Source organism: Varibaculum prostatecancerukia (assembly GCF_943169825.2).
GTDB lineage: Bacteria > Actinomycetota > Actinomycetes > Actinomycetales > Actinomycetaceae > Varibaculum > Varibaculum prostatecancerukia.
The window spans coordinates 1,134,758-1,160,486 of the sequence record NZ_OW968402.1 but is presented as its reverse complement, the minus strand read 5'-3'; the positions used below and the strand labels follow the sequence as shown (position 1 = coordinate 1,160,486).

The 25,729-nt window shown below is 53.7% G+C and carries 22 protein-coding genes; 8 read left to right on the top strand and 14 right to left on the bottom strand.

Going from position 1 to position 25,729, the window contains the following annotated elements; genetic code table 11:
* Positions 1-7 precede the first annotated feature (7 nt).
* Positions 8-862, bottom strand: coding sequence for a formyltetrahydrofolate deformylase (purU, locus tag KO216_RS04990; RefSeq protein ID WP_215523186.1), 855 nt, complete (start codon positions 860-862; stop codon positions 8-10).
* Between the two features lie 157 nt (positions 863-1,019).
* Here purU and KO216_RS04985 point away from each other — a divergent pair, with 157 nt between their 5' ends.
* The 4 genes from KO216_RS04985 to KO216_RS04970 all read left to right on the top strand — a co-directional run bounded on the left by KO216_RS04985 (position 1,020) and on the right by KO216_RS04970 (position 4,425).
* A complete protein-coding gene (locus KO216_RS04985; protein WP_215523185.1) occupies positions 1,020-1,448 on the top strand; it encodes an FHA domain-containing protein in 429 nt (142 codons plus the stop codon).
* Between the two features lie 2 nt (positions 1,449-1,450).
* Complete coding sequence (gene ftsR / locus KO216_RS04980) at positions 1,451-2,218, top strand: transcriptional regulator FtsR (protein WP_309547279.1); 768 nt, start codon at positions 1,451-1,453, stop codon at positions 2,216-2,218.
* Positions 2,219-2,321: 103 nt separating this feature from the next.
* A complete protein-coding gene (locus KO216_RS04975) occupies positions 2,322-2,873 on the top strand; it encodes a MerR family transcriptional regulator (RefSeq protein ID WP_215523183.1) in 552 nt (183 codons plus the stop codon).
* A 169-nt stretch (positions 2,874-3,042) separates the two neighbouring features.
* A complete protein-coding gene (locus tag KO216_RS04970; RefSeq protein ID WP_215523182.1) occupies positions 3,043-4,425 on the top strand; it encodes an MFS transporter in 1,383 nt (460 codons plus the stop codon).
* A 70-nt stretch (positions 4,426-4,495) separates the two neighbouring features.
* Here the strand turns inward: KO216_RS04970 and KO216_RS04965 are convergent, their stop codons facing one another.
* On the bottom strand, positions 4,496-4,624 hold the full coding sequence (locus KO216_RS04965) for a hypothetical protein (protein WP_309547278.1): 129 nt from the start codon (positions 4,622-4,624) through the stop codon (positions 4,496-4,498).
* A 175-nt stretch (positions 4,625-4,799) separates the two neighbouring features.
* On the opposite strand from KO216_RS04965, the gene KO216_RS04960 reads away from it, so the two are divergent.
* Complete coding sequence (locus KO216_RS04960; RefSeq protein WP_215523181.1) at positions 4,800-6,365, top strand: alanine/glycine:cation symporter family protein; 1,566 nt, start codon at positions 4,800-4,802, stop codon at positions 6,363-6,365.
* Positions 6,366-6,380: 15 nt separating this feature from the next.
* Here KO216_RS04960 and KO216_RS04955 read toward each other — a convergent pair whose 3' ends face one another.
* Positions 6,381-8,375 (bottom strand): solute carrier family 23 protein, encoded by a 1,995-nt coding sequence (locus tag KO216_RS04955; RefSeq protein ID WP_215523180.1) that lies wholly within the window; start codon positions 8,373-8,375, stop codon positions 6,381-6,383.
* Positions 8,376-8,668: 293 nt separating this feature from the next.
* Here KO216_RS04955 and tkt point away from each other — a divergent pair, with 293 nt between their 5' ends.
* Both tkt and KO216_RS04945 read left to right on the top strand, forming a co-directional pair.
* Entirely contained in the window at positions 8,669-10,768 is a 2,100-nt protein-coding gene (gene tkt / locus KO216_RS04950; protein WP_215523179.1) for a transketolase, read from the top strand.
* A 124-nt stretch (positions 10,769-10,892) separates the two neighbouring features.
* On the top strand, positions 10,893-11,255 hold the full coding sequence (locus KO216_RS04945) for an RNA polymerase-binding protein RbpA (RefSeq protein ID WP_215523178.1): 363 nt from the start codon (positions 10,893-10,895) through the stop codon (positions 11,253-11,255).
* Between the two features lie 29 nt (positions 11,256-11,284).
* On the opposite strand, the gene KO216_RS04940 is transcribed toward KO216_RS04945, so the two are convergent.
* From KO216_RS04940 to KO216_RS04925, 4 genes are read right to left on the bottom strand one after another with little or no spacing between them, the layout of a single operon-like run.
* A complete protein-coding gene (locus KO216_RS04940; RefSeq protein ID WP_215523177.1) occupies positions 11,285-12,013 on the bottom strand; it encodes a polyprenol monophosphomannose synthase in 729 nt (242 codons plus the stop codon).
* A complete protein-coding gene (gene lnt, locus KO216_RS04935; protein ID WP_215523176.1) occupies positions 12,010-13,617 on the bottom strand; it encodes an apolipoprotein N-acyltransferase in 1,608 nt (535 codons plus the stop codon). Before lnt ends, KO216_RS04940 begins: the two co-directional genes overlap by 4 nt.
* Positions 13,602-16,397 (bottom strand): DEAD/DEAH box helicase, encoded by a 2,796-nt coding sequence (locus tag KO216_RS04930; protein WP_215523175.1) that lies wholly within the window; start codon positions 16,395-16,397, stop codon positions 13,602-13,604. Before KO216_RS04930 ends, lnt begins: the two co-directional genes overlap by 16 nt.
* A complete protein-coding gene (locus KO216_RS04925; RefSeq protein ID WP_215523174.1) occupies positions 16,398-16,724 on the bottom strand; it encodes a hypothetical protein in 327 nt (108 codons plus the stop codon).
* A gap of 61 nt (positions 16,725-16,785) precedes the next feature.
* Here KO216_RS04925 and KO216_RS04920 point away from each other — a divergent pair, with 61 nt between their 5' ends.
* The gene (locus KO216_RS04920) at positions 16,786-17,916 is read left to right on the top strand and encodes a DUF3866 family protein (protein ID WP_215523173.1); all 1,131 of its coding nucleotides are present in this window, start codon (positions 16,786-16,788) and stop codon (positions 17,914-17,916) included.
* Between the two features lie 96 nt (positions 17,917-18,012).
* Here KO216_RS04920 and hisG read toward each other — a convergent pair whose 3' ends face one another.
* The 7 genes from hisG to coaBC form a co-directional block, all read right to left on the bottom strand.
* Positions 18,013-18,855, bottom strand: coding sequence for an ATP phosphoribosyltransferase (gene hisG / locus KO216_RS04915; RefSeq protein ID WP_215523172.1), 843 nt, complete (start codon positions 18,853-18,855; stop codon positions 18,013-18,015).
* A gap of 7 nt (positions 18,856-18,862) precedes the next feature.
* Positions 18,863-19,126, bottom strand: coding sequence for a phosphoribosyl-ATP diphosphatase (locus tag KO216_RS04910; protein ID WP_215523171.1), 264 nt, complete (start codon positions 19,124-19,126; stop codon positions 18,863-18,865).
* A 127-nt stretch (positions 19,127-19,253) separates the two neighbouring features.
* Positions 19,254-19,913 (bottom strand): ribulose-phosphate 3-epimerase, encoded by a 660-nt coding sequence (gene rpe / locus KO216_RS04905; protein ID WP_215523170.1) that lies wholly within the window; start codon positions 19,911-19,913, stop codon positions 19,254-19,256.
* Between the two features lie 2 nt (positions 19,914-19,915).
* Positions 19,916-21,439, bottom strand: a complete 1,524-nt coding sequence (locus tag KO216_RS04900; protein ID WP_215523169.1) for an RsmB/NOP family class I SAM-dependent RNA methyltransferase — start codon at positions 21,437-21,439, stop codon at positions 19,916-19,918.
* A complete protein-coding gene (gene fmt, locus KO216_RS04895; protein WP_215523168.1) occupies positions 21,430-22,392 on the bottom strand; it encodes a methionyl-tRNA formyltransferase in 963 nt (320 codons plus the stop codon). Before fmt ends, KO216_RS04900 begins: the two co-directional genes overlap by 10 nt.
* A 41-nt stretch (positions 22,393-22,433) precedes the next feature.
* Entirely contained in the window at positions 22,434-24,503 is a 2,070-nt protein-coding gene (locus tag KO216_RS04890) for a primosomal protein N' family DNA-binding protein (protein WP_215523167.1), read from the bottom strand.
* 8 nt (positions 24,504-24,511) lie between these two features.
* Positions 24,512-25,723 carry a bifunctional phosphopantothenoylcysteine decarboxylase/phosphopantothenate--cysteine ligase CoaBC gene (gene coaBC / locus KO216_RS04885; RefSeq protein ID WP_215523166.1) on the bottom strand — a complete coding sequence of 404 codons (1,212 nt, stop codon included), beginning with the start codon at positions 25,721-25,723 and terminating at the stop codon, positions 24,512-24,514.
* Between the last annotated feature and the right edge of the window lie 6 nt (positions 25,724-25,729).

The following is a 25,729-nucleotide window of genomic DNA, read 5'->3' as shown; positions in this document are numbered from 1 at the left end:
GCGCTCCCTATTCAAAAACCACGGTGCGGTTACCGTTGAGGAGGACGCGACGCTGGGAATACCAGGTGACTGCCTGCGCTAATACCCGCCGTTCCACATCTTGACCCTTTTGCATCATGGAGGCTGTGGAGTCGCGGTGCGAAACCGGAATCACCTCTTGGGCGATAATCGGACCTTCATCTAGGTCAGGCGTTACGAAATGGGCAGTGGCCCCGATTAGTTTCACCCCGCGCTGATGTGCCTGGTGGTAAGGACGCGCTCCCTTAAAAGAAGGTAAGAAGGAGTGGTGAATATTGATCACTTTTCCGTGCAGGCGCTGGCAAACCTTATCGGAAAGAATCTGCATATAGCGCGCCAAGACGATTAGTTCCACGTTTTCCGCCTCTACCAGCTCTAATAGTTCCGCTTCTGCCTTGGCTTTGGTTTCTTTGCTGACCGGAATACACAGGAAAGGCACGTCATAGAACTGCGCTAGCGGCGCCAAATCCGGGTGGTTACCAATCACCGCCACCACCTCTAAAGGCAAATTCAGGTTACGGCGGCGATATAGCAGGTCAGTCAGGCAATGCCCCTCCTTGGAAACCATAATGATAGTGCGAACCTTCTTACCCACCTCATTGATGCTCCACTGCATCCCATATCGCTCCGCTAGGGGAGTAAAAGCGGTACGCACCTCCGCCAGAGGGCGGGAAGTGTGAATTTCCACTCGCATAAAGAAACGGTCAGTTTCCGGATCGTCAAATTGTTGGGAGTCAACGATATTGCCATCTTCTTCGACAATTACTTTAGTGACCTCATAGACAATGCCCGGTCGATCAGGGCAAGAAAGTGTCAGGACGATATGAGATACGGCTTGGTTCATGGCGCAAACTATACCAGCGGCAGCGCCTAGACTGTTTTTTGCCCCAAAAATTTCGTTACCAGGATGTGATAAACCGGTGAGCCTAAACTTTTTTTGCGCTAACATTGAAACGCTCGCCGGAATGAGCGATACAGGAAGCTAGTAAGAGGAGGACTCCATGAGCGAAAACGACGTGGCAGATCCCTTAACCACCGCCATTATTGGTGCTATCAGGGATGATGATCTGCCGGGTAACAGTTCCCTGTCGGAAGATGCTCGCAACACGATTGCGCAGCTTCCCGAAGGATCGGCTCTGCTAGTGGTAGTGCGCGGACCGAATCTGGGAGCCCGTTTCCTGCTTAACGCCGAGAAAGTTTCGGTAGGGCGCAAACCCAAATGCGATATTTTCTTAGATGACGTGACCGTTTCCCGCAAACACGCCATCTTTGTTCGCGAAGGCACCGGTTATGTTATGCGCGATGCCGGTTCTCTTAACGGCACCTACGTGAACCGCGAACGGGTAGATTCTGCTCAACTAAAAACCGGAGACATAGTCCAGATCGGCAAGTACCGAATGGTTTACTACTCTTCGCGGAAGGACTCATAAGGTTGCAAACGGGAGCGGCGCAGCGTCGCTCGGTGCCAGAAGCTACCCCCCAAGCCTGGCCTCCGGGCGTTTCGGCTAAGCCGGTATTTTCTATCGGGAAAGTAGTTGAACAGGTAAAGGGCGAGTTTCCCACTATTTCTGTCTCCAAGCTGCGTTTCTTAGAAGAACAGGGGATTGTATCGCCTGCTCGCACCGCCTCGGGATACCGCAAATACTCCGCCGCAGATATCGAGAGGGTGCGCTACTGCCTTACTAGCCAACGCGATTCTTTTATGCCCCTGCGGGTTATTCGGGAAAACTTGGCGCAGTTAGATGCTGGCCGCAGCCTAAGCGAAGTGCAACCAGAGCAAAAAGCCGCGCGGCTGGTGGCCTCCGAAGGGCAATTGGTGGCTTCTTCAGCTGCGGATGGAGCGCTTACGACCCGGGAACTTTTAGATTTAAGCGGACTTTCCACTGAAGAACTAGATACTTTTGTGCAGGCCGGTCTGGTTTCCCCAGATCTTTCGGGACGTTTTCCTGCTCGCAGCCACCAGATCGTTAAGCTGGCCAGTATTTTGGTAGAGCAGGGGATTCCTCCCCGCCAGCTGCGTTTCCTAAAAACTTCTGCACTTCGTTTACTAGATTTGGTAGAAAGGGCAGCCACTCCGGTCAGCTACCGCGCCTCCTCAGTGGCCAAGGCGCGACACCTATCGGAAACGCGAGAACTTTCCGAAGCCGCTGCCCAAATGTTTTTACAGATGGTGCGGGTTTCTGCAGAAAAACTGAATTAAACCTCAAGTAAAGCTTTAGACTTTCCGTAAATGGTTCTTGACCGGCAAGGCTAAAGAAAATACCGTTAAGACAGTAGTTAAATCAATCGTCAGGGAGTTGTCCATGGATAGGCAGCCGCGCCCGCAGCGTTCGCAAGGCATGTTATTTGGAGATACCTTAGCGGATCTGGATACCGAAACCGGCTATCGCGGCCCTATTGCCTGCAAAGCAGCGGGGATAACCTACCGGCAACTCGACTATTGGGCACGCACCGGTCTGGTGGAACCCACCATTCGATCGGCTAAAGGTTCAGGTTCGCACCGCCTCTACTCCTTCCGCGATATTTTGGTACTGAAAATTGTCAAACGCCTGCTAGATACGGGTGTTTCCCTACAACAGATTCGAGTGGCAGTCGATGCTCTCTCTAAACGGGGCGTGGACTCCCTTTCTTCTATCACCCTAATGTCCGATGGTGCCTCCGTTTATGAATGCACCTCCACCGACGAGGTAATCGACCTGGTACAAGGGGGACAGGGCGTATTCGGGATTGCAGTCGGACGCGTATGGCGAGAAATCGAAGGCACCCTGGCAGAACTGCCGGTGGAGTCAGCTAAGGAACAGCTAAGAGTTCCCGATGAACTAGCGGCTGCCCGCGCGCGGCGAAACGCCGGGTAGCGGCGATTTCTTGGAAAATCTAGGGAGCTAACACTTATTTGTCGGTAACAACTTTGTTATCTTTAGTTACCTCGAATACGGCTCGCTTTTACCAATTAACTGGAACAATAGACTTCGTAAGTTTCCAATGAAGCGACTTGTAATCGCCTAGAACACAAGGGAGTGGAAAATGGCATCGTCAAAAGGCTTTTCTTGGCTAAAAGCACCGGGGCCAGGGCCTAAAGTACCGAAAGAAAAAGTCGAGCACGTTTTTCGACGTCTGCGCCTACAAGTGTTCATGGGAATTTTTATCGGCTATGCGGGCTTTTACCTGATTAGAAATAACATTGCTTCGATTGCCCCTTTGTTGATGGATGACACTGGCATCGACAAGGTCGGGGTAGGGATTATCGCTAACGCGGTACTTTTTGCCTACGGATTATCCAAGTTCTTCTCCGCAATGATCTCTGACCGTTCCAATGCTCGCTACTTCCTGGTGATCGGTCTCGCCCTATCGGCCTGCACCAACCTGGTAGTAGCCTTCGTGCCTTGGGTAACTGCTTCGGTGGGAATCTTCGCCACCGTAATGTTTATTAACGGGTGGTTTCAAGGCATGGGGTGGCCGCCTTGCGGGCGGGTATTGGTGCACTGGTTCTCTACCAATGAGCGCGGTACTGTCACCTCGATTTGGAACACAGCCCACAATGTGGGCGGTGCCCTGCTGCCGACGCTAGTCGGTATCGGTTTGGCCTGGACTGCCAATGACTGGCGCTCAGCATTCTGGCTACCGGCGGTAGTTGCGCTGGTGGTAGCGTTCATCGGTTTCCTCCTGATTCGGGACACCCCGGTTTCACAGGGGCTTCCTCCGATTGAGGAATATCGCAATGACCCCGCCAAAGTGGAAGTACATGACGGCGAGAAAATCTCTGCCAAAGATATGATTTTCAAACACGTGCTCACTAACCGCACCATTGTGATGTTGGCAGTGGCCAATGTGTTCGTATATGCCTTGCGTTACGGGGTACTCAACTGGATTACCGTGTATATGCACGAAAAGCATCACGCTGAAATCGGTTCCGGTCTGGCCGGTATCTTCGCCTACGAAATCGCGGGCATTGTGGGAACTTTGCTTTGCGGATGGATGTCCGACAAAGTGTTCAAGGGGTATCGCTCCGGTGCAGGAATTTTCTTTACTATCTGCACCGCGCTAGCAATCCTGGGCTACTGGCTAGCTCCCCAAGGCACCCCTATGTGGGTATTGATCCTGCTGGTGGCGCTAATCGGCGGTCTGATCTACGGGCCGGTAATGCTGATTGGTCTGCAGGCCATTGACCTGTCGCCTCGGAACGTGGCGGGTACCGCCGCCGGTTTTACCGGACTTTTCGGTTACCTACTGGGGGCTACCTTGGCTTCCACTGGAGTAGGAATCCTGGTTCACCACTTTGGTTGGAACGTAACCTTTATGGTGTTCATCGCGTTCTCGGTGCTGACGGTCTTGCTGTTCGCAATCGTCGGCCGCGACGAAAGGCGGATTATGAGCGCCCATCAAGAAAAACTGGACGATATGAACTAAAAAACGCTGCTAGCTGCAGCTAGGGTTAAAAATAGAATATTTCAAGGCAGGCTGGTGTAAACCCCAATGTTTACGCCAGCCTGCTGTGGTTACTGCTACGGGGAGGCACTTCCTGGAAGGTGTCACTGTCGTTCTTAACTTCTTGCTTGTCGGATGCGTCCTTACTGAAACCCGAGACTTGCTTTTTGTCTGCTCCCATTAAGAAGTATCTGTCTGACGGACAGCAAACAAAATTTTTTCCCTGAGCAAATTCGCGAGTATATTAAAAAAAGTTTCGGGCTACTGCCCACGGGGAGGGAATCTTCTCGCACTCAATGGGTGCCGAAGCCACTGAAATGATGCCCCTGCCGCCGTGTAATCGAAGGAGTTAACTTATGTCGATACTGGCCGCCAAAGATTCTTTAAGTGCCTTTGACCAGTGGAATGAAACTATCTCGGGACTGTTAGATACCGCCTACGCCAACTCGGTGGTCTGGCTGTTAATGGTGACCCTGCTGGGGGTGGGCATCTGGCTCACAGTCCGTACTAAAGGCATGCAGGTAACCATGTTTGCTCACATGCTTAAAGTGATTACTCGCTCCCGGGGAGGTTCCGAAGGCGGGGTTTCTTCCTTCCAGGCTTTTGCGATTGGGCTTGCCGATAGGGTAGGCACCGGCTCGATTACCGGTGTCGCCTTGGCGGTCGTTGCCGGGGGTCCCGGTTCAGTTTTCTGGATGTGGGTAGTGGCCGTGGTGGGGATGGCCACTGCTTTCGTAGAGGCGACCTTGGCGCAAATGTTCAAAGTACGCAATGGGGATGGCACTTTTAGAGGAGGTCCTGCCTTCTATATCCAACGCGGCCTAGGCTCGCGCACCTGGGGAATCGTATTCGCGGTGCTACTAATCTTCGCCTATGGATTTAGCTTCGAAATGATCCAAGCTAACTCAATTTCTCAGCTGGCAAACTCGGAATATCTCGGTTTCCCGGTCTGGGCAAGCGCCCTGATTCTGGTGCTGTTAACCTTGCCGCTAGTAGTCGGTGGGGTACGTAAAATCGCTCAATTCTCCGAATACTTGGCACCCGCGATGGCGCTGCTCTATGTAGGGATGGGCATCTTGGTGATTGTCCTGAACTACGAGCGGATTCCCTTTGTTTTCCGGGAAATTTTTATGGGAGCTTTCGGACAGTCAAACACCTATATGCCGCCGGCAGTTGCCGGAGCCGGGGGAGCGTTCATTGCCGCGATCACTACCGGCACTAAACGCGGCCTGTTTACCAATGAGGCCGGGATGGGGTCCGCTCCTAATGCCGCGGCTATCGCCACCGTGCGCCACCCCGCCACTCAAGGCATGATTCAAGCCTTGGGGGTATTCGTAGACACCATGCTGGTATGTACCTCCACCGCCTTCATTATTTTGATGTCGGTACCTTTCTGGGACAAACACAGTCATGACGATGGGGCAGTGCTCACTATGGATTCGATAGTGACATCTCTAGGTTCTAATAACACCACCCAAACCGTGGTGTTTGTATTCGTGATGATAATGATGGTTTGCTTCGGCTATTCCACTATCTTGGGGAACTACACTTACGCAGAAACTAACTACAAGTTCATCGTGGGAGTGGACCGCTCGGCTTTGCCCTTAAAGCTGCTGGTAATCGCGTCTACCGCGATTGGGGCGATACTGCCCTTGAAATCGGTGTGGTCGATCGCTGACTGGGCGACGGCGCTAATGGCGCTGGTTAACCTGGTGGCTTTGATTTTCCTTGGAAAATGGGCAGTTGGGGCTCTGCGCGACTATCGCGCACAGATGCAAACTACCGATCCTGCCGGTCCGATCTTCTGTTCGGAAAACAACCAATACCTGCCGGGGGAGCTTCCCACCCGGGTATGGACAACCCCGGGTGGGTTCGATCCGACTTGGGATACTTCTGCATCCCCGGTAGGCCAGGTTAACTAGCCGTTTGCTGCCGCTTTAGTCGAGTTGCTCGAACTTGCGGCTCCAAGCCGAACGGATGGGGTTGGCGTCCGCCATCATAATCTCTAGGCGATCATTGATTACCTCTACCACCTGTCCTAGGGCGACTACCCGTTCGTGCCGCGGCGAGTTTTCTAGGCGGTGAACCCCGTCCTTAATAATCGCGTCCACGCTATCCATCCGTGAAAGCAGTGCCACTAGGGGCAGGTTGAACTTTTCATGGTAGGAACTTTCCAGCGTGTGTAGCTGTGCTTTTTGTTCTTCCGTGAGCTGCCCCAAAGCCAAAGATCCCACGTCCTGCGAAATTTCTTTGGCTTCGCTTTCACTGGCGGTCAACATGGTAGTTACATCCGGATAGGAAGCGATTAGCTGGTCTTGAGCCTCTTTATCCGCAACCATTACCGCATCTTGCAACGCCTCTTTAAGTTCGCCTACATCCCGGAAAGGACGCATCTCCGCAGCTGCCTGCAGTGGCCAAGTTACCCCATTAAACAAGCGGGCAAATGTATTTACAAACTCCTCGGAGCTCATTTTATTAACTGCCCGTAGTGAACGCCGTTTGCCGGTAGTACCCAGCGCCACGTCCTCGCCCTTAGATCGCGGCCCTACGTGGAAGAATAGGAGGTTGAGTAGGATGGCGCTGATTGAGCCCAGGGTGACTCCCGAGGCAAAGAAAATGTGTGCCCAGGCGGGGAAGGCATCCGCGATTGCTGGTTTGAAGGAAACTAGCATGGCCAGCGCGATCGAAGTGGTCAGAATAATCCCGCTGCGGGTATCTGACAGGTCAACTCGGGATAAGGTTTGAATCCCCACTAAGGTTAAGTTGGCAAATAAAGCCATAGAGGCTCCGCCTAGAACCGGAGAGGGGATCGAGGCTACGATAGCGCCCGCTTTGGGAATAACTCCCAAAATGATCATAATTCCGCCAGCACACGCTACTACCCAGCGAGAATGCACTTTGGTCAGGCGCACTAAACCAATGTTTTGTGCGAAACAGGTGTAGGGGAAAGAGTTCAAAATTCCCCCCAAAGTTGTGGAAAGACCATCTGCACGCAAGGCTGCAGTAATTTCTTCTTTTCCGATGCGTTTGCCCACGATTTCGCCGGTGGCAAAGACGTCACCGGTGGTTTCTACCATGGTCAGTAGCATTACTACGATCATGGAGATACAGGCGGTTAAAGAGAACTGTGGCCAGCCGAAATAGAACGGGGTAGTGACCGCTACCCAAGAGGATTTACCTACTTCACTAAACGAGGTATCGCCCAGCGCAGCCGCCACGCCGGTACCGATTACTAGGCCCGCAAGAACGGCCAGAGTTCCCATAAAGCCTTTAAAGAAACGTTGGATTAATACGATTATCGCTAAAGTTCCCAGGCCATAGGCTAGAGAACGCAAAGTTATCGGCATCGGTGGTACCTGTTCGTCAACTCGTCCGATAACGTCGGCGGCGGATACTCCCAACAAGGTGGTGCCCATAGTGGTCAGTACAATCCCGATCACCAGTGGCGGGAAAAAGCGGATCAGTTTGGCAAAGAGTGGAGCCGCGAAGAAGGTAAATAGCCCGGCTACGATAACCGCACCATAAATAGTGGGCAGTACCTCGGTGCCGCCGTTTTGATTTACTGCCAGCCCAATAGCGATCATTGGAGAGATCGCCATCGTGGTTACCCCTTGCACAATCGGCAGACGGACTCCGATACGCCAAAAACCAATTGACTGAATCAGGGTAGCGATTCCGCAAGTGAACAAGTCAGCGTTAATTAGGTGCACCGTGGTGGCCGCATCAAGTTTAAGTCCGCCGGCGACAATCAAAGGAACGACCACCGCACCGGCGTAAAACGCCAGCACATGCTGCACTGAGAGCAGCGCAGTCCGCGGAGCCGAAGGTACCTGATTAACCGGGTGTTTCTTTATATCTTTTAGCTTTATTTCGGCTTCTAGGGAATCACCTAAAGCCTTTAGCGGTGGGTTCAGCGGCTCATCAGCTGCCATGGTGCAAACTCTCCTTATTAGTAATCGGGAAGAACTTCGCTTGCAATTCAAACCCTTGGAGCCCGCAAACTCAAAACGGCTGGAAGTAACACGTGTGGGAGGGGATGGGGGCAGGTTCGTCTCCATACCCTTTAGTTGACATAATGTACATTATCGGATTGCGGTTTCGAGGAAAATCTAAAATCGGTAGCGCTTTATAAAAAATAATTCATAGCCGCATCCCTCTCTGAGAAAACTGCTAGCATAGGAGGCAAGATATATTCCCAAGTAAACCGAGGTTAGAAGGAACAAAAATGGCTACCGATTGGAATGAACTTGATCAGCGCGCAGTTAATATGGCGAAAGCATTATCCGGCGATGCAGTAGAAAAAGCCGGTAGCGGACACCCGGGAACTCCGATATCCCTAGCAGCGGTCGCCTACTTGCTGTATCAGCGTCACTTGCGTTTCGATCCTCAAGATTCCGATTGGTTAGGGCGCGATCGCTTCGTGCTTTCAGCCGGGCATGCCTCCTTGCTGCAATATCTTCAACTGTATCTAGCCGGTCAAAGTATGGAGCTGGAAGATCTAAAGAAATTCCGCACCTTCAACTCCTACACTCCCGGTCACCCCGAATACCGTCACACCAAGGGCGTAGAGGTAACTACCGGGCCGCTGGGCTCCGGATTTGCCGCTGCCGTAGGGTTTGCGATGGCATCGCGGCGTGCGCACGGGATGTTGGATCCAGATACTCCCCTAGGTGAAAGTCCTTTTGACCACAATATTTACGTAATTGCTGGTGACGGCTGTTTACAAGAAGGAATTTCGGGAGAAGTTTCTTCGCTGGCAGGCGTACAAGACCTGGGTAACCTGATTGTGATTTGGGATGATAACCATATTTCTATTGAGGACGATACCGACGTTTCCTTCCAAGAGGACGTGCTTGCCCGCTATCAGTCCTATGGTTGGCATACCCAACGGGTCAATTGGTTGCAGGAAGACGGCAGCTACCGTGAAGATGTAGATGCCCTTGACCAGGCTATAAATGCCGCCAAGGCAGAAAAGCACCGTCCTTCGATTATCGCTTTGCGCACGATTATCGGCTGGCCTTCGCCCACTATGCAGAACACTGGCGCTATTCACGGTGCGAAGCTGGGTGAAACTGAACTAAAAGGATTAAAAGAAGCTCTGGGTATGGATCCCGAGAAAATGTTTGCTGTTGATCAAGAAGCGCTCCAGCATGCTCGGGACAATGCGGCTGCGCGCGCTCAGGCAGCTCATGGCGATTGGGATCCCCGCTTTGAACAATGGAAACAAACAAACCCGGACAAGAGTAAGCTCTTAGAACGGATTTTAGCTGGTAAACTTCCCGAAGGTATCGAGGAAGCGCTACCGGTATTTCCCGCCGGAGAATCCCTGGCTACCAGGGCGGCCTCTGGAAAAGTTATTTCCGCAATCGGAGCAGTCATGCCCGAATATTGGGGTGGTTCCGCCGACCTAGCTGGTTCCAATAACACTACGATTGCCGGTGCGGACAGCTTTATTCCGGAATCCGCACAAACTGATATGTGGAAAGGGAACCCCTTTGGTCGGGTGCTGCACTTTGGGGTGCGCGAACACGGCATGGGCGGGATTATGAATGGCATCGCCATTGACGGACTCACCCGAGTATTCGGGGGTACCTTCTTTGTGTTCAGCGACTATATGCGGGGTGCTGTGCGCCTGGCCGCTCTAATGAATATCCCGGTCACCTATGTGTGGACCCACGATTCCATTGGAGTTGGCGAGGACGGTCCCACCCACCAGCCGGTAGAGCATTTAAGCGCCTACCGCGCTATCCCTAATCTGGCGATGGTGCGTCCTATGGATGCTAATGAAACCGCGGCGGCGTGGCTGGCAGTTTTGCGTCAGCACGGTCCGGCTGGCCTGATTTTAACCCGCCAAGCTCTGCCCGTATATCAGCGCGAAGATATGGAAGGCGCCGGAGCTGATGCTTTGGCCAGCGCCAAGAATGTCAGCAAGGGTGCTTATGTTCTCGCTGATAGCGAGGGCGAGCCGGAGGTAATCTTGCTGGCTTCAGGATCCGAGGTGCAATGCGCCCTCGAGGCACGTGCTGCGCTGGCGAAGGAATCGATTGCTGCCCGGGTAGTGTCGGTTCCCTGTATGGAATGGTTTAAGGCGCAAGATGCTGCCTATCGCGAACAGGTACTTCCTTCAGCGGTCAAGGCCAGAGTTTCGATTGAGGCTGGTTTGGTCGATCCTTGGCGCGACCTAGTTGGAGACAATGGAGAAAGTATTGGTTTAGATGACTTCGGTCTGCCAGGCGCTGCCGCTGAGCTATTTGCGCACTACGGACTAGACAGTGAGCATGTAGTTGCTGCGGCTAAGCGGTCTCTAGCACGGGTACGTTCCTAATACGATTTTCAATAATCGGTTCAGCAAGCTGCAGAGAATAAAAGTCGAACTGTGCGAAGCCACCTGTTAGAATAGGGCGGTATTTGCTGGGTAGCTAGCACAGGTGGCAAGGAAGGGTTTTACTATGGCAGAGCGCGCACTACGCGGAACAAGTATCGGTTCAAAGAGCCTAGAGACAGAGGACGGCGTAGTATTCGCGGAAAGACGCGAAAGCCTCTACATTTGCCCCCAGGGACACCGTTTCCACATGACCTTTGCCGCGGAAGTTCCCGCTCCCGCCGAGTGGGAATGCAAATGCGGTGAAATGGGGGAACTGCAATACGAAGAACCGGCCGTAGAAGAGGACGCGAAACCAGTACGCCCCCAGCGCACCCACTGGGATATGCTCTTGGAGCGCCGCAGTGAAGAAGAACTGCAGGAACTGCTAGAAGAGCAGCTAGAGGTACTTCACTCCGGAGCACTAATGGACGGAGTACACTACAGCTAAGACGCCTGAAAGATACCCGGTAGCCAGGGTTATTTCTGGTCTTTTATCAGGTCGCTTAGTCCCCAACGGGTAACTTTAGCTAGGGCCTCCAAAATAATGGCACTGGACATTTTAGAGGCTCCGGCAGCCCGTTCTTGAAAAGTAATCGGCACTTCCACAATCTTGCCCCCGGCTCTCACCGCGCGGCGGGTCATATCAATCTGAAAGCAATATCCCCGGGAATCCAGATCCTCCAGCCCCAGGCGACTAAGGAAGTCTAGTCGGTAAACCCGAAAACCGGCGGTAGCATCCCCGATGCCTAGACGCAGCCAGGCTCCGATATAGGCATTACCTGCCCGCGAAAGCGCTTCTCGGAGCCGGGACCAGCCCTGCAGGCGCCCTCCCCTAATCCAACGGGAACCAATCACTAAATCCGGCTCACTTGGCCACAGCCGACGCGCCAGCAGTTTTTTCAAATCTCGCACCCGATGGGAACCATCCGCATCCATCTGCACCACCCAGGTGTATCCGGCTTCGGCCGCCCAAGAAAACGCTTCCAGATAGGCAGGACCCAGCCCGGCTTTTTCTGCCCGGTGCACTACTTTCACTCCCCTATCTTGAGCCGCTAACTCCTCTGCCAGCTGACCGGTACCATCGGGAGAGTTATCGTCAACAATCACCAAATCTGCCTGCGGAACCTCAGCGCGCAATTTCGCCACCTGACGCGGCAAGGTTTCCGCTTCGTTATAGGTGGGAATGGCAATTACCGTATCTGTCATTTCTTTCCTTTTCCTTTTGAACCGCTCTTTAGGCGCCCGCGCCCAGTTTTACGGTTAGCTTTTCGCCTGCTGCGGGCAGCTGTTTCTAAATGTTGGAAACTACGTTTTTGTACCTTCAAGAAAATAAGAGCTCCCCCAACTAGCAATAGCCCTACTATCACCCCGAAACGGAAGAAAGCGTTTAGACCGGAGCCAAAACGCGCCTGAAAGGTAAGCGTATCTCGCAGCGGCAGCGCCGCCTTCAAAGTGTCGGCCCGGAACAGTCCGGACCCCGCTAAAACCTGCCCTTCCGGATTAACTAGGGCGCTCACTCCCCCCACGGCAACCTGGGCGGAAGAGCGATCATATTCGAGGGCGCGAAACCGAGCTATTTGCAGCTGCTGCCGGGACTGATAAGAGTACCCGAAAGAAGAATTATTAGTGGGGAAATATAGCAGGTTCGCCCCCGCATTTACCGTATCGCGCACCAGGGAATCCAGCGCCACCTCAAAACAGATATTCGCCCCCACGCGAGCATCCCCAACTGCAGCAACACCAGGCTTTTTCCCCGGTATCATATCGCGCGGCAGCATCTTTACCTGCTCGGGGAAGATCTTAGAAATAACCGGACGGGCGGGCAAGAACTCCCCAAAAGGTACTGGTTCCCGCTTGGAATAAACCTGCGAGAAGCTGCCGTCCTCCAGTTTTAGCACCTGGTTAGAGGTAGTTTTCTCTTGGTAAACCAGGGTGCCAAAAAGTAGCGGGATTTGCTGCCCGGCTTGCCAAGCGCGCAGCTCCTTACCCCATGCCGCATCCGAGCGGGGATCAATATCTGCGGCTTGCTCACCCCATAAAACTAGTTGGGTACCGCTTAAATCACTGTTACGCGCCTGCGCTAAATGGCCTGCCAAAATAGTGCCGGGGCGGGAATAGGTAGAACCAATCGGCCAGGACACTCCCCCTTGCATGGCAGCTACCTGCAGCTTTGGGGAATCTTTTGAGCTGGGAAGGGAAGGAAGACCCGATCCCGAGGCAATCACTACCAGCAGCGCCAGACCGGCAGTCACCAAATTAGGCATCGAGATTTTCCAGGTGACGCTTACTAGCGCCGCCAGTATCCCCACCATCAAGAAAGCCATCCCGTTTTCTCCCAGCAGCGGTATCCAGCCCTTAATAGGGCTATCTACCTGCGAGAATCCCAGCATTCCCCAAGGCATACCCGTCCAAGGAAAGGCGGCGCGCCAAGCCTCGATCCCGGCAAAAGAAAACGCCGTCCATAAAGTCCAGAGGGGACTAGTTAAGCGTCGCACTGCCAGTACCGACCCTGCCCACAGGGTTAAAAACAAGGTTTCACAAAGGGCAAGCGCAATCCAAGGGGTAGAAAAACCGAGCGATACGGACACCCAACGGAAGAGCACCAGGAAAAATATCAGGGCGGCCAGGGCGGAAATCGCCAGGGCGTAGCGGCGGCGTACCCGCCGCAAGATCAGCAACCAGAGCCCCATAGCTAACCAAGCGCACAGCCAATATGATCCCCAAGCAGAAGGGAAAGCCAGCAGCAAACCTAAAGCGATGGCGGCGGCAGCCACCACCGCCCAAAAGCCTTTGATTAAACGTCCGACCATGCCACCACTCCGCGTAAAATCAATTTTTGAGCTTTCCGGGCGGTAGCGGAAGTTTCCACACTGGCCACCATTTCTAGTTGTCGCAACACATCCAGCAGTTGCTTCATAGCACGCACAAAATCGCCGGCCTCTAAAGCCACCGCCAGCGGTTTACCCCGAGCCCAGGCATAAGTAGCTGCCACCAGTGCAGAAGAGGCCTCCGGGATTTCGGGAGCTTTCAGCTTAGTTTGCAGCTCCCGCAGTTCAGTTGCCAAATACTCAATCTGGCTAACCACCGACTTCAGCGGAGAAGGCACCGGCGCCCCACTCTCCTGTCGCCGGGGTTCATAACTGGCCGCCGAACACGCCGCCGCCAGCTGCGCCGGAGTTAGCCCCGCGAAAACATTTTTGAGCACGCATTGCGCAATCAGCAGGTCATATTCACTGTAAATCCGGCACAATACCGCTCCGGATTCACTGACCTCACCCTGCCTGTTCAGATAGCCTAAGCGAGTTAGCACTTTCACTACCCGGTCGAAAGTGTCTACTAAGGCGCCCTCGGAAATATCAACCCGCCTACGCAGCCGGGCTGCCTGCCGCTCCAGGCGCGCCCAATGGGAAGCTTTCTTTAAGTGGCTATTTAGATGCGGACAGCTAGCTACCGGATGCTCCGCGATCATCTCGGTTAACTCCAGAGCACTGAGCTCCGTTAGCTCTCGGCCGGTATCAGCCAGCTGCGCCCTATTTTGCTGGGTTTTCTGAGTCGAAACCTTGGGTTTTAGGGGGGAAGGCGCCGCATCCGCGCGGTCTTGTGAGGAGGTTTCCGGATCGGTAAATAGGCCGTCGCGAAGTGCCGACCGCAGCTTAGAAGCTAGACGTTGCCGGTCGCGAGGTTTACGTTCCGAGTAATCTTTTACCCACATTTGTCCCACCAGGGCCAGGCCGCCAGTGAGCGTATTACTAGAAAAATCACGCAGTTTGGCGTTGTCTGCAAGCACCGTCAAAGTGGTTTCCCCGGTGCGAGTATGCGATTTTTTCATCACGATTCCATGACGCGCGCGGCGTCCATCCTGATAGGCCAAAACATCCCCGCGTTTTAGGGAACTAAAAAGTTCGTTGCGCTGCCTAGCCTGCTCGCGGGCAAGCAGCTGCGCGCGGCGAGCATCACGTGCCTCTAGCTCGCTTTTAAGCCGCACATATTCGTAAATGTCGCCAAAGGAGCATTCCAGAGTTTTTGCGGCTACTATTTTGTCAGCTGTGCGTTGCTTTTCTGCTGCTTGCTGCGCCTTCCCCACCACCGATCGGTCGGCCTGAAACTGGGCAAAGGAGCGCCGCAGAACATCGCGGGTATCTGCGAGGGAGCCTCGCTCCAGCAGATTAACCGCCATGTTATAGGTGGGGCTAAAAGCTGATTTCAAGGGGTAGGTGCGTTTTGAAGCTAGCGCCGCCACCATAGCCGGATCCATGCCCGGACGGAAGATTACGATTCCGTGACCTAAGGTGTCGATCCCGCGTCGGCCCGCTCTCCCCGTCAGCTGGGTATATTGCCCCGCAGAAAGCATAACGAACTCGTGACCATCCCATTTACGCAAGGATTCGATAACTACCGAGCGGGCAGGCATATTGATTCCCAGCGCCAAGGTTTCAGTCGCTAAAACTACTTTGAGTAAACCCGCCGCAAACATTTTTTCGACTGCTTCTTTAACTACCGGCAGCAGCCCGGCGTGATGCACCGCTATGCCGCGCAGTAGTCCCGCAAACAGAGAGTCGAATCCCAAGGTGAAGACGTCACCGGCGGGAATGTTCTCACTGATTTCATCGAGGCGCGCCTGAATCTGGCGTTTTTCCTCCGGAGTAGTTAAGTCTATTCCCGCTGCCACAAGTTGTTTTTGCCCCTCCAAGCAACGGGCGCGAGAAAAAATAAAAACGATCGCTGGCAGCAGACCTTTAGCGTTTAACTCCCCCACTGCGGCCGGCAAAGAAGTGTGACTACCGCGCCGCGGCTCCCCCAGAAAGCGTCGAGTTTGTGCTAGCAGCGCTGGGTTAAGTTTCTTTTTACCCCCAGAAGATTTTACTTCCAGGTCAAATAGGCGCCCACCTACCAACATATGCTGGTAAAGCGGAACCGGACGCTTTTCGGAAACCACAATCGAAACATCCCCGCGCACCTGCCGAAGCCACTGTCCAAACTCTTCAGCATTAGAAACTGTGGCAGATAAGGCGATAACTTTCACGGCCGGATCCAGATGCAAAATAACTTCTTCCCACACCGGTCCGCGGTAGCGATCCGCAAGGTAGTGAACCTCATCGAGGACTACGAAACCTAAATCATCTAGGCGACCGTCCTGACGGTAAAGCATATTGCGCAGCACTTCGGTAGTCATCACCACCAGGGAAGCACCCGGATTAACCGAAACATCGCCGGTCAAAAGCCCTACATTTTCACTGCCGTAGGCGGCACAAAAGTCCCGAAACTTTTGGTTAGAAAGCGCCTTAATTGGAGTGGTATAGAAAGCTCGTACCCCCCGTTTTAGTGCTAAGAAAAGAGCGAACTCCCCCACTAAAGTTTTACCGGATCCGGTAGGAGCTGCCACCAACACCGATTTTCCGTCCTCGAGAGCTCCCAGGGCGCGCTGTTGAAAATCATCAAAAGGAAAATCGAAACGAGCAGCGAAACGTCCCGCCTCGCCGGTTATCTGGTTTCGTTTGAAAGTTGCTAACTTTTCCGCCGCTGACAGAGATTCCCAATCGTTTCCGCTCGCGGTAGCAGCAGATTTTTTTCGTTTACGCCTTCGCGGCACCTATACCAGCCCCAGTTTCTCCCAGCGCTGTTTGGCGGCATTGAGGCGGGCATAGCGGCGAGTACGACGAGTTGCAGCCACCTCAGCGCGAACCTGACGAGCCTGCGCCAGTACCTGGGGATCACCGCTGGCTCCCGCTGGCCGTAGCTCCGGAAGTAGCGAAGCCTCCCCCAGGTTATCCAAGGGAGCGGTTACTGCCTCTACCTGATCCCCGAAAACCTTGAAAGTTGCATTGGCTTTGCGAAACAGCCAGATGAACATCACGATCGGGCAAATAATCGCCGCTAGAATCCCCAGCGTCCAAAGCGCAAACAAAAACCAATACATACCTCTAGCCTACCTGTTTATTAGCCCGGCGGTCACCCTCACGCTTGGCTAGAATAAAGACATGATGTTACGGGAAGGACACGTAGAAGCTGTCCGCAACTTTGAATCTACACAAGAACTTACAGTAAAGATCTCTGCTCACCCCGCGGGCGCAAAACAATTTTTAACCGGGGAAAACCTGCGCGCCTTAAACTATCCCGCCCTGAACGGGGAAGTTAGTGAAGGCGATGAAGTACGTTTTGACTGCTCGCCCCTGCAGAAAAACCTAGGTACCGGCGGATTCGCGCTGGTGACCGCGCTTTGTGGGCGCCTACCGGAAGACCAACTTCCCACTCACGGCGGTCACATTATGAAGGCCCGCTATACCCCCAGCCAATACATGGTTTCTTCGGTTGAGGAACAAGAATCTCCCTTCCACGAGCAGATGCGGCAGGCAGAAAACCTGGATGGAATGCCGGTAGTGGGTATGGATCTACACTCTCAGCTCCCCGCAGTCATTGTCGGGATTAGAGCAGAAAACCGCCAAGCAAAGATTGTCTATATCTATACCGATGGCGGAGCCGTACCGGCATTTTTCTCGCGTAACATTACCACTTTGCGCGAAAAAGGATGGCTGGATTCAGTGATTACCGCGGGTCAATCCTTCGGGGGTGATCTAGAGGCTATCAACACTTTTTCCGGCCTGCTCGCTGCCCGCCAGGTTTTAAAAGCTGATATCGCGATTATGGGACAAGGCCCTGGAAACGCCGGTTCCGGCACCCCTTATGGGTATTCCGGTTTCGACCTCGGGGCGTTTTTAACCCAAGCGGCTTTAGGGGGCGGTAAAGCCATTTGCGCCCTGCGAATGTCGGCAGCAGATTTACGCCCCCGCCACCAGGGAATATCCCACCACAGCCTGCGGATTATCTCCAGTTTTGTTCCGGTTCCCATTACGGTGCCAGTTCCAGAGTTTACCGATGAGGGCGAAGGGCAAAAACCGCTTTTAACCAGTGACTTTACCCAGATAGTGGATTCGCAGGTGAAGCAGATTAGTTCTCGGCACCGGGTACAAAAATGTTCAACTGCCGGCCTCTATCAGGCATTAAGTCAGTGCCCGGTACGGCTTTCTACTATGCGCCGTTCTCTTGATGAAGATGCTGCGCCTTTCCTAGCAGCTGCGGTTGCTGGGCGTCTAGCAGCGCAAATGCTCTAGACGAAGACTAACGGCGAAATCTCGCCAGGCGGCGCTGAGCCGCGGCTACTCTACTGTTCAGGCGATAAACCGGTGTCCGGCGCGCCAGGCAGTTGCCTAGATCCGAGCGGATAGCAATTGGGTAACCAAGATCCCCTCTGCCCCCAGGGCGTGGAGATTATCGACCACCCCGTGAACCTCAGAGCGTTTACACATGGCACGCACTGCAAACCAATTGCTATCTTGCAGCGAAGAAATGGTAGGGGAAGATATTCCCGGTGTGTAACGCACTGCCTGATCTAACAGGTCACGGCGCACATTGTAGTCCAGCAAAACATAGTTGCGGGCATTGAGCACTCCCCTTAAACGCTGCTTTAAAACTTCTAGCCCGGGGTTAGATGCCTGAGGATTAGCGATTAGCACCGCCTCTGATTTCATCAGCGGCTCCCCGAAAACTTCTAGGCCGGCAGCGCGCAAAGTGTTTCCGGTTTCCACTACGTCCGCGATCGCATCCGCAACTCCCAGACGCACCGCAGACTCTACTGCCCCCTCCAGGTGAACCGTAGTCGCCTCTATCTGCTGTCCCGCTAGATAATCCTGGACGATTCGGTCAAAGGAAGTAGCGATGCGCTTGCCCTCTAAATCCTGAATGGTGCTGATAGTGTCCTGGGGAGCCGCAAACCGGAAAGTAGACTTTCCAAATTCTAGCGGCAATAACTCTTGTGCTTTTACCCCCGAGTCGGCCAGTAAATCTCGACCGGTAATCCCAGCTTGAATAAATCCGGCACCCACGTATTGGGCAATATCGGCGGGACGTAGAAAAAATATCTCTACCTGGTTATTTTCATCGGTGATATACAGTTCCCGCCCGCGTCGCCGGGTGCGATACCCGGCCTCAGAAAGCATTTTTATGGCAGGCTCCGAAAGACCACCTTTATTTGGAATCGCGATTCGTAACATTTTTCCCCTAGAGTTTGCGGTAGACATCTTCAAGGCTGACCCCTTTAGCAATCATCATCACTTGGGCGTGATAAAGCAGCTGGGACACCTCTAAACAAAAATCATCATGGCTTTCATATTCGGCGGCCATCCAGGTTTCTGCCGCCTCTTCTACGATTTTCTTCCCGATCGCGTGTACCCCGGCATCTAGTTCTTGAACGGTGCCGGATCCCTCCGGACGGGTAGCCGCCTTTTCTTGCAGCTCCGCAAATAACTCTTCAAAACTCTTCATAGCCTTAAGGTTAGTTGGTTTTGAAAAATCTTGCCTTGCCGTTCCACTTGCGGATAGCAGATACCCCCGGAACCTATCTAGAAATCAGGAGGATTGCCGGAATCTAATAGCAGAACCGCTAGCGCTTTTAGCAGTGAGCTTTAGCAAGCTGGCGTAGCGCTTCTACCTCGTTATAGGCATCTTCGGCTTTGAAAACCGCCGAGCCCGCCACAAACACATCCGCCCCGGCTTCGGCAGCCAAAGCAATAGTATCGCGACTGATTCCCCCATCTACCTGCACAGTTACCTGTAGATTCGCCGCGGAAATCGCGTCGCGGGTACGCCGAATTTTTGGCAGCATAGACTCCAGGAAACTTTGTCCTCCAAAGCCAGGTTCTACGGTCATCACCAACAACATATCGATTTCGGGCAGTAACTCAATATAGGGGGTGATATCGGTGGCCGGGCGCAGTGCCATCCCCACTTTTGCTCCTTGACGATGAATTTCGCGCGCCAAACGAATCGGCGCCACTGCCGCTTCCGCATGGAAAGTAACCGAGTCACAACCGACCTCGGCATAGGCAGGTGCCCACCGGTCAGCGTCCTCAATCATCAAATGTGCGTCCACCGGCAAAATGTTTTGACGGATCACTGCTTCCACCACCGGCAGTCCCCAGGAAAGATTAGGGACAAAGTGATTATCCATTACGTCCACGTGCGCGTAGTCAGCGTTGGTAATCTTTTTGATTTCGCTAGCTAAGTTAGCGATATCGCAGTTAAGAATGGAAGGAGAAATAGTTACGCCCATGATTAGTTTCCTTTCTGTTCTTTGGCGATCACCACAGCAAACATCGCGTCCGAACTGTGAATATGGGGCCATAGTTGCAGGTATTTAGGTGCGCAGCCCAAGCCTTCAGACCAGGATTGTGCGTCAACTAGCTGTTCTAAAGTTTCTGATAAATCCATCAAACGCGCGTCCTGATGCTCTTTTAGGACCCGCTGGACTAGGAAGGTGGTTTCTGCCGGGTGAGGGGAACAGGTGGCATAAGTAACCAGACCGCCGGGGCGGCAAAGTTCTAGGGCACGGTTCAGCAGACTTGCCTGTAGCCCGGTGATATCGGGAATGGTTTCATTGCGGGAGCGATAACGAGATTCTGGGTGACGGCGTAACGCCCCTAGCCCGGTGCAGGGGGCATCGACTAGCACCCGGTCGTATCCGCCTTCACGAAGCGGAAACTTGGTGCCATCTTTACAAACTACCTGCACATTATCTAGGGCTTTAACTGAGTCCTCTACCAGTTTTGCCCGGTGATCGCTGATCTCATTCGCTATTAGCTCTGCGCCGCGCTGGCGCCCCAGGGCAGCCATTAAGGCTGCTTTCCCGCCCGGTCCGGCACATAAATCTAGCCAGATTTGATCTCTACCTTCCAGGGGGTATTGCGCGGCCAGCCCTGCCACCAGCTGGGATCCTTGATCTTCCACCCCGGCGCGAGCGGAAGCAACCGCTGCTAAATCAGCGGGGTCGCCCCCAGAAACAATCAAACCCCAGGGGCTAATCGTTGAATAGGCTACGTCTTGCCCGTTTTCCTCCACTGCATCTGCAAGTTCCTCCCGGTCAACCAGGCCGGGTCTGGCCACCAGATTTATATAGGGGGCACAGTTATTTTCCGCCAGTAACGCCGCTAGAGAATCATCGTCACTGGGAATCTGAGCCCCTAGTTTTTCTTGTTCCCTAAGTGCCGCGCGATAGGCGGCAATAATCCAGGCGGGATGCGAATATTTGATAGCGAGGCGGCGCTGGGGGCTAAGCCGGTTTAACCGAGCTTCCAGCTCGCCCTCTCCTAGCCTTGCTACCTGCCGTAAAACTCCGTTTACCAGGCCGGCTGCCCCCTCATTAACTTCCTGCTTAGTGAGGTTCACCGACTCACTGACCGCCGCATGAGTAGGTACCCGCATATTTAGCAGCTGGTGTAGCCCCATCCGCAAAATAATCAATACTTCTTTTTCTAGGGCAGCCACCGGACGGGAAGAAAACTGATCGATTAACCAGTCATAGTAGCCTTGAGAGCGCAGCGTCCCATAGGTGAGTTCGGTGGCAAAACCGGCATCCCGCCCCTCAATCCGGGCGCGGGTAAGCCGCGGAGGAAGCAGCAGGTTAGCATAGGAATCTTTAGTTTCTACTGCCAGCAGTACCTGAAAAACCAAGGTACGTACCCGGTCAGTTTGCGGACGCCACTGCTCGTTTTGATCGCGCGATTCCCCCCGTTCTCGCCGCCGGTTAGGGCGAGGCGACTTTGGCGCCGAGTATTTTTTTTGGCTCCGTTCTACTCGCACTGGTTCTCCTCATTTTGGCTGGGCAACCCAAAATAAAATTCTTCGCCATAATGTTGCCCGCGTCCCCAGGCGTCAGCAGTCATTTCCCGTTTCCCAGCCGGGGTCACAAAGGTGAGTTTTACATCGTTGCTGCCGGTTCCCACGGTGACTTCATGTTTAGTAACCAGTACCTGGCCGGGCTGCAGTGTGTCATGGTCTTTCATTTCGATCACCGGATAGACACTCAGCCGTTTCCCGTCGGGAAGCACTGTCCAGGCTCCCGGTTGGGAGGTAAAGGCGCAAATCAGATTAGCGACCTCTTCGGCACTTTTCTCCCAAGGTATCTGGGCATCTGCCTTCCGTAGCAAGGGTGCGTAGCTGGCTCCTTCGCTGGCCTGGGGATGAGCCTTGGCCCTTCCGGCCTCCAACGCCCCTAAAACGTGTGGCAATAAACCAATCCCGGTATCGGTTAGCCGTTGCAACAGTAAATCGGCGGTTGTTTGGGGAGCAACCCGGATAGGGTCAACCGCAAAAATCGGTCCCGTGTCCATTCCTTCGTCAATGCGGAAAATACTGACCCCGGTGATTTCTTCCCCGGCCATACGCGAATGTTGTACGGGAGAGGCGCCGCGCCATTTAGGAAGCAGCGAATAGTGGAGGTTAATCCAGCCATGAGGAAACACATTGAGTAGGTCTTTGGGAATCAGCAGGCCGTAGGCTACCACTACTGCCACGTCGGCATTGAGTGCCGCAAAATCCGGGCGTTGCTGCGTGTCCTTCAAAGATGAGGGGGTGTAAACGGTGATTCCTGCTGCTTCAGCTGCTTGGGCTACCGGAGAAGGACAAAGCCGGCGGCCTCTGCCCGAGTGGGCAGGGCGGCGAGTAAGTACCCCGACTACTTCATGCTCGGATTCGAGCAAATATTTGAGGACTGGTACCGCAGAATCGGGGGTACCGGCAAATAAGACACGCATAGCACAATCGTATCAGTTTACTGTTTCCATCACCTGGAACATTAAAGATCTATCGGGTCTACCTGCACTTTAAGGGAGCCCCACTTCTTACGGGAAGCCACCGCTTGAATGCGTTGAAGTTCGCGGCGCAGCGCCTGCCCCTGATCTAGGCGGGAGCGTACTAGTAACTGAAACTGTTCGCCATTTCTGGTTGGCCCGATTACTTGCGCATCCCCAAAGTCGGCGAGGTGATTGATTTTATCCACGGCTGTCTGACTGCCGCGGATAGTAGCCAAAGCAGCGGTAGGAGGAATTCCTACTTCTGCTCGCTCTCGCAGTTCCTGCCTTGCCCACTGGCTAAATGCGCGTTGCTTAAAAGTTAAAGCTAAACGTTCACCGGGATCTCCGCTCAGCATTACTTGGCCTCCGGGAGCCACCTTGGCGGCAGCATTCGCCCACCGCCTCAAGGCTTCTTCGGCGGTCCAAATTCGATCCAAGCTCAGCAGCATTCCGGCATCCAGCAGCAACGCTCCCGCATATCCGGATTCAGCTACCGGTTCCTGTTCATTGGTCGCTACCACCAATGCCGACTGGGAACCGATATGGTTCAAGGGATTATCAGCATCACAGTTAATCACGGATACTTTCGGGAAGGCCGCCGCGATTTCTTCCCCAATGCGTTTATTCCCGCGCACCGCTGCCCTAGTTTCCTGCTTACCGCAACGCGAGCAACGGAACTCAAAATGATGAGCGCAACTATTACAAATAAATTCGACCCGCAGTTGCTGCACGGTGCCGAAGCATTGCGGACAGCGCACCGGTGCTAGGCAGTTTGCGCAGCTTAAACCGAGACGACCACCTTTGCGGGCGGTTTGGATTAGTACCGGACCGTGTTTTAAAGAACGATGCACAAATTGTAGAGCGGTAGAGGATAACTCAACCCGTCCGATACTGGGGTCATCGCGATCTTCATATTCGGGGGTGAAAATCTTAGGCAGCTGGATTTGGTGTTTACGAGGGGTTAAATCGTGAGCCCAAGTAGACATTACTAGCGCTTGTGCCTGCGGAGATCGCGAAAAACTCCCTAAAATTAACGAACATTTTTCACTTCCAACCCGTAGCATTCCTACTTGCCGGCTATGCCAATAGGGGGCAGCTTTTTCTTGGAAAGTCTCGGCTCCCTCATCCCAAATCAAAAGCAAGGATAGTTTCTTTAAAGGCGCAAATACGGCGGAGCGAGTGCCCACTACCAGGCGAGGCTGGTTAAAACGGCACTTTAAGTAGGCGCGGTAACGCTCACTAACTCCCAAATCAAAGTGATATTCCAGGGCTGAGGGCGCCCCTGCCGGGGAGTTTTTCTCCCAATAAGAACTAAACGCTTTGGTTAACTGCCCGGTTGGAAATAGGCAAAGTACGCTGCCCGGAGCTTTGAGAGCGGAGGCTATTAGCTGGGAGATCTGGTTAAAGGGCGCGGGCTTATCGGGTTCGGGCAGCGCTGACCACACCACTTTGCAGGCTTTTGCTTTCCCCAGTGATTCCAGCAGTTCCTTTCCGCTCGGGTAGCTGGCTATCAGCGGTTTCGCCCTCGCGAAGGAGCTGGAAAGATCGGTAGCAACCTTCTGCGCGGCTTCGGCTGCAGATTTTTTGCTAACGGAGGCAAAAAACTCTTTTTCGCTACTGGCATGGCGTTTGGGAATCGCGTGAGTTAAAACTTGGGAAACGTTCCCCGCATAGCGGGAGGCCACCTGTTCTGCTAGTTCGAAACTAGCGACAGAAACTAAAGGATGGGGGCTAAGTACCCGGCTAATGGCGCGTAAACGTTGCTGGGTCGGCTCGGCGGGGCGAATACTTTTCACCCAAGCACGTAGCGTCTGCTCCCCTATCTTTATGCTCACTAGGCATCCGGGCTGAATCTTCCCAGCCAAGCGCGCAGGAACCGTATAGTCTAATCCCCTAGCTAAATGAAACAAGGGCGTATCGGGAATAACCGTGGCAATTGAATCCTGATTTTCCCATTTCGGCAAAGGTTTTTCCGGTGCCACAAGTAGTTCTTGTTGCTGACCGTTTTCCTGCTCGCCCTGTTTGAGAGAGCGGATCTTGAGCAGGGGGTCTACGCCGCTCCATCGCGGCATTTGGTCATTCACTGGACTTGCCGGCGAATCAGCGCCACTATCTGGGCTGCCAGCTGGCTTTTATCCCCCGCGAACTGCCCAATTTCGCTGCCCTGCTGGTCGACTGCACTGACCCGCGTAGTCACATCCCCGAATCCAGAGCTCTCCCCCACCTGGTTAATGAAAATAATATCGGCACCTTTGCGGCGAGCTTTTTCCTGCCCTAGCTGCACAACCTGATCCCAAGATCCAGTTTCGGCAGCAAATCCCGCCACCAGTTGCTGATCAGATTTCTTGGAGGCCAAATCCGCCAAAATATCGGCAGTGGGACGCAGCTGTAAAGAAAACTCGTTTTGACCGGGGATTTTCTTGATTTTTTGGGCTTGGAATTCTGCTGGCTGATAGTCGGCTACTGCCGCCGCCATCACTGCTACCTGCATTTTGGGGAACTGTTCTAAAGCTGCTCGGTGCATCTGGGCAGCGGTGGGCGTGGAAATAACCGCGATGTTTGCGGGTAGTGACGCTAACAGTGCCGAATCGATATTGGCTGCCAACAAAGTAACTTGCGCCCCTTGAAGGGCAAAGTTGCGGGCAATTTCTATTCCGAAGCGCCCCGAGGAACGATTTCCTAAGAAACGTACTGGATCTAGCGGTTCCCGGGTGCCTCCCGCACTAACCATGACTTTCTGATCTTGCCAACTGCCAGAACCCAGCACCGCCAACGTCTGGGATACGATTTCATCTTCCGGCGCCATGCGGCCTATTCCCTGGTCCCCGCTGGAAAGCGCTCCTGTAGCCGGACCAATGAACCGGGCTCCCCGCTGCCGCAAGATTTGCACATTATCCTTGGTAGCCCCATTTTCCCACATATTGGTGTGCATCGCTGGTGCGAGCAGTAAGGGACAGCTTGCTGCCAAAATTACATTGGTGAGCATATCGTCGGCAATCCCGTGCGCTATCCGCGCCAAAAGATCCGCGGTGGCGGGAGCTACCAGGATTGCACTAGCATCACGAGCCAGCTCAATATGTCCGACCCCGCTTGGAGGTTCATCCACTTGCGAATAAACCGGATTGCCCGAAAGCGCTTGCCAGGTAACCTCCCCCACCATTTTCAAAGAGGCAGGAGTAGGAATCACCCATACATCGAAGCCGGATTTAACCAGGGCGCGCACCACGCTAGTGGTTTTATAGGCGGCGATACCCGCACCCACCCCAAGAATGATCCGGCGACGCTCAGACATGATGGG

Excerpts from the sequence above, each read along its gene's own strand:
- KO216_RS04965 (WP_309547278.1), bottom strand. The coding sequence starts at position 4,624 with ATGGGAGCAGACAAAAAGCAAGTCTCGGGTTTCAGTAAGGACGCATCC.
- rpe (WP_215523170.1), bottom strand. The coding sequence starts at position 19,913 with ATGGGCGTAACTATTTCTCCTTCCATTCTTAACTGCGATATCGCTAAC.
- KO216_RS04920 (WP_215523173.1), top strand. The coding sequence starts at position 16,786 with ATGATGTTACGGGAAGGACACGTAGAAGCTGTCCGCAACTTTGAATCT.
- fmt (WP_215523168.1), bottom strand. The coding sequence starts at position 22,392 with ATGCGTGTCTTATTTGCCGGTACCCCCGATTCTGCGGTACCAGTCCTC.
- KO216_RS04975 (WP_215523183.1), top strand. The coding sequence starts at position 2,322 with ATGGATAGGCAGCCGCGCCCGCAGCGTTCGCAAGGCATGTTATTTGGA.
- KO216_RS04940 (WP_215523177.1), bottom strand. The coding sequence starts at position 12,013 with ATGACAGATACGGTAATTGCCATTCCCACCTATAACGAAGCGGAAACC.
- coaBC (WP_215523166.1), bottom strand. The coding sequence starts at position 25,723 with ATGTCTGAGCGTCGCCGGATCATTCTTGGGGTGGGTGCGGGTATCGCC.
- KO216_RS04890 (WP_215523167.1), bottom strand. The coding sequence starts at position 24,503 with ATGCCGCGATGGAGCGGCGTAGACCCCCTGCTCAAGATCCGCTCTCTC.
- KO216_RS04985 (WP_215523185.1), top strand. The coding sequence starts at position 1,020 with ATGAGCGAAAACGACGTGGCAGATCCCTTAACCACCGCCATTATTGGT.
- hisG (WP_215523172.1), bottom strand. The coding sequence starts at position 18,855 with ATGTTACGAATCGCGATTCCAAATAAAGGTGGTCTTTCGGAGCCTGCC.
- KO216_RS04910 (WP_215523171.1), bottom strand. The coding sequence starts at position 19,126 with ATGAAGAGTTTTGAAGAGTTATTTGCGGAGCTGCAAGAAAAGGCGGCT.
- purU (WP_215523186.1), bottom strand. The coding sequence starts at position 862 with ATGAACCAAGCCGTATCTCATATCGTCCTGACACTTTCTTGCCCTGAT.
- KO216_RS04945 (WP_215523178.1), top strand. The coding sequence starts at position 10,893 with ATGGCAGAGCGCGCACTACGCGGAACAAGTATCGGTTCAAAGAGCCTA.
- KO216_RS04925 (WP_215523174.1), bottom strand. The coding sequence starts at position 16,724 with ATGTATTGGTTTTTGTTTGCGCTTTGGACGCTGGGGATTCTAGCGGCG.
- KO216_RS04955 (WP_215523180.1), bottom strand. The coding sequence starts at position 8,375 with ATGGCAGCTGATGAGCCGCTGAACCCACCGCTAAAGGCTTTAGGTGAT.
- tkt (WP_215523179.1), top strand. The coding sequence starts at position 8,669 with ATGGCTACCGATTGGAATGAACTTGATCAGCGCGCAGTTAATATGGCG.
- KO216_RS04970 (WP_215523182.1), top strand. The coding sequence starts at position 3,043 with ATGGCATCGTCAAAAGGCTTTTCTTGGCTAAAAGCACCGGGGCCAGGG.
- KO216_RS04960 (WP_215523181.1), top strand. The coding sequence starts at position 4,800 with ATGTCGATACTGGCCGCCAAAGATTCTTTAAGTGCCTTTGACCAGTGG.
- lnt (WP_215523176.1), bottom strand. The coding sequence starts at position 13,617 with ATGGTCGGACGTTTAATCAAAGGCTTTTGGGCGGTGGTGGCTGCCGCC.